The organism is Roseisolibacter sp. H3M3-2 (assembly GCF_029211165.1).
GTDB lineage: Bacteria > Gemmatimonadota > Gemmatimonadetes > Gemmatimonadales > Gemmatimonadaceae > Roseisolibacter.
The window spans coordinates 1-2,915 of the sequence record NZ_JARGEK010000488.1; the positions used below are offsets into that span (position 1 = coordinate 1).

General features: G+C 77.6%; 3 protein-coding genes and 1 pseudogene. All 4 read right to left on the minus strand.

Translation table 11 applies throughout. From position 1 onward, the window contains the following. Positions 1-228 (minus strand): hypothetical protein (locus tag PYV61_RS23420; RefSeq protein ID WP_275836250.1); only part of this gene is annotated, 228 nt, incomplete at its 3' end. A gap of 22 nt (positions 229-250) precedes the next feature. Next, on the minus strand, positions 251-1,162 hold the full coding sequence (locus PYV61_RS23425; RefSeq protein WP_275836252.1) for a cytochrome c: 912 nt from the start codon (positions 1,160-1,162) through the stop codon (positions 251-253). 90 nt (positions 1,163-1,252) lie between these two features. Continuing rightward, the gene (locus PYV61_RS23430) at positions 1,253-2,179 is read right to left on the minus strand and encodes a phosphodiester glycosidase family protein (RefSeq protein ID WP_275836254.1); all 927 of its coding nucleotides are present in this window, start codon (positions 2,177-2,179) and stop codon (positions 1,253-1,255) included. A 4-nt stretch (positions 2,180-2,183) separates the two neighbouring features. Further along, positions 2,184-2,915 (minus strand): annotated as a pseudogene (locus PYV61_RS23435) (hypothetical protein); the annotation flags it as partial.

Genomic DNA, 2,915 nt, shown 5'->3' on the forward strand with positions numbered 1-2,915 from the left:
TGGCTCACAGAACGACATGGCTACGATCCGACTTGGCGCGTACGCCGCGTGCGCGTCGCGCGGTGCGGCGACCGACCGCAGCGCGCCGTACGGGAACTGCGGCGGGCACGGGCGGGTCGCCGGGACCAGCGGCGCGGCGGCGAGCACGCGCGCCATCGGGGCGCCCTCGATCCAGTTCAGGCCGAACGCGAGCAGCGGCGGGCGGTGCGTCGTGGACGTCGTGGACATGGCGGCCTCCCTCGGGGGTGGGTCAGCGGACGGCGTACGGCTTGGACGGCACGGTGCGCAGGTACGCGTAGAGCGCGGTCAGCTCCGTGTCGGTCATCAGCTTGGTCATGGCGATCGGCATCGGCGGGGCGATCGCGCTCCCGTCGGGCCGCTTCCCCTCGCGCATCGCGGTGAAGAACGCGGCCTTCGTGTAGTGGCCGATCCCCGCCGGCGTGATGTTGGCGGCCGGCTTCCAGTCGGGCGGCGTGCCGGGGATCTTGCCGCCGCTGTAGCTCGGGTTGTGGCACCCCTGGCACCCCGTCGCGACGTACTTGCCGTACGTCACCGAGGTGTCGACGGCGATCGACGCGAGGTGCGACTTCGCGTGCTCGATCTCCCCCGCCGGCAGGATGTTGACCTGCCCGGCCGCGAACATCGTGCGGATCACCGGGCCGACCTTGATCGCCGGCGTCGCGTGCGCGTCGGCGGGGAGGCTGCGCGCGTAGGCGACGATCGCCGACAGGTCCTCGTCGGTCATCACGGTGAACTCGTTGGACGGCATGACGACCAGCTGCGTGCCGTCGCGGCGCACGCCGTGGCGCACCGCCAGCTCCCAGTCGGCGTCGCTCAGCTGCGGGCCGCGCCCGCCGGCCGTGAGGTTCGGCCCCGACACGAGCCCCACGGCGGGGTCGTCGATGATCGTGTTGCCGCGGAGGTTCGCGCCGTGGCAGTCGGTGCAGCCGCGGGTCATCGCCAGGTGCCGGCCGCGCGCGACGGTCGCCGGGTCGGCGGCGACGGTGAGCGCGTGCGCGGCCACGGGCGTCTTCGTCCCCAGCTTGCGCTCGGAGACGGCGTACACGGTCCCGGCGGCGACGAGGAGCAGCGCGACCAGGGCGAACCCGACGCGGCCGGCCCAGCGGGCGGCGGTGCGGAGCGGGGAGGAGGGGCGGGTCATGAACGGTGTCGGTGAGGTGTCGCCCCTACCATTCACCCGCCCGGCCGCCCCGGCATGGGTCGAACGCCCCAACCCGCGCCCCGACCTTCCTCAGCGCGGGACGGCCACCAGCCCGAGGGGGACGTGGCGGGTGCCCGGCCACCGGCGCGTCGCCCCGCCCGCGTCGCGCACCAGCAGCTGCGCCGACAGCCCGCCGTCGAGGAGCACCGCCCGCCGCGCCCCGAGCCCGCCGGCGACCGCCGCCATCTCGGGGACGGTGAGGCCGAGGGGGACGCGCGCCGGCGCGCCGGGGCCCAGCGCGTCGAAGCGGGTGAGGATGACCAGCACCCGCCCGTCGCGCAGCGTGCCCACGGCCAGCCGCGCGTCGCGGTGCGCCAGGTCGACGCCGCGGTCGGCGGCGCGCAGCGGCGCCGGGACCTCGCCGTCGCCGGCCAGCAGGGCGGGGTAGGACTGCACCGCCTCGCGCACCAGCGCGCGCGCCGCCTCGGCGCGGGCGACCGCCAGCTCGGCGGCGTCGGCGATGCGCACCGCGCCGTCCGTCCCGACCACCAGCGCGGCCGACAGGGGGCCGGGGGCCAGCGCCGGCAGCTCGCGCCCGTCGCGCACCACCCACCCCCACGGGCCGTCGTCGGTGAACTGCCCCGCGTTCACGGCGAGGCGCGCCGCCGCGGGCGCGTCGTCGACGTCCCACGGGCTCCCCGGCGGCGCCCCCGCCACCAGCCGCAGCGCGTGGCGCGCCGGGTCGACGCGCGCCAGCACGAGCCGCACGCGCCCCAGCGCGGCGATCCCCCCCTCGCCGGGGGCGTCGAGCACCAGCTCCGCGGTCTCGAGCCCGGGCGCGTCGGCGCGCCAGAAGGCCGCGCCGGCCAGCCGCGCGTCGGCGTCGGCCCCGGCGCGGTCGCTCCACCACCACGCGACGGGGGCGCGCCCCGGCACGTGGACGCGCAGCGGCGCCGGCGGCGTCCCCCCGAGGAGGAGCGCCGCCAGCGCGAGCCGGGCGGGGGCGCCGAGCGTCACGCCGCTACTTCCACGCGGTGAAGACGTCGCTCCAGCCGCTCCACTCCAGCGAGCCGTCCTTCCACGCCTGCGCGAAGGGCGCGAGCTCGGCGCGGCGCGCGTCGATCGCCCGCTTCTCCTCGGGCGTCAGGTCGTTCGGCTTGTCGCCGGCGACGAGGTACAGCGCGATGCGCTCGCGCATCCGGCCGAACTGCGTCGCCGACATCCCGTCGACCTTGCGGGGACGCGCCGCCTCGCGCAGGCGCGCCGCGTCGGGCTCGGACGGCTGCTGCGGCGGCGTCGCGCCGCACGCCTTCGCCACCGCCGGCGACGAGAGCACCATGACGCGCAGGAGGTTGTGCTGCGACTCCTCGGCGAGCAGCCGGACCCTCGCCGTGTCGTTGCGCTGCTGCGCCACCGACAGCTCGTCGACGAGCTTCGCGTTGCGGTCGTTGACGCGATCCAGCTCGGCCTGCTGCGCCCTGGTGGGCGCCGGCACGCTCTCGCCGCGCGCCGCGGCCTGCGCCGTCTTCACCTGCGTCTCGGTCACGCAGGCGCTGTACGCCTCGTGGCGCCGCTTCGCGGCCAGGTACGCGCCGCGCTCGCGCGCCGCGTCCAGCGCCGGCGCCATGGCGGCGAGGAACAGCCCCACGCGCTCGCCCGTGATGTCGAGCTTCGCCGGGCCGGCATTGGCCGCCGGCGCGGCCGGCGCGCTCGCCGCGGGCGACGCGGGGGACGCGGCCGCCGCGGGCGTGGC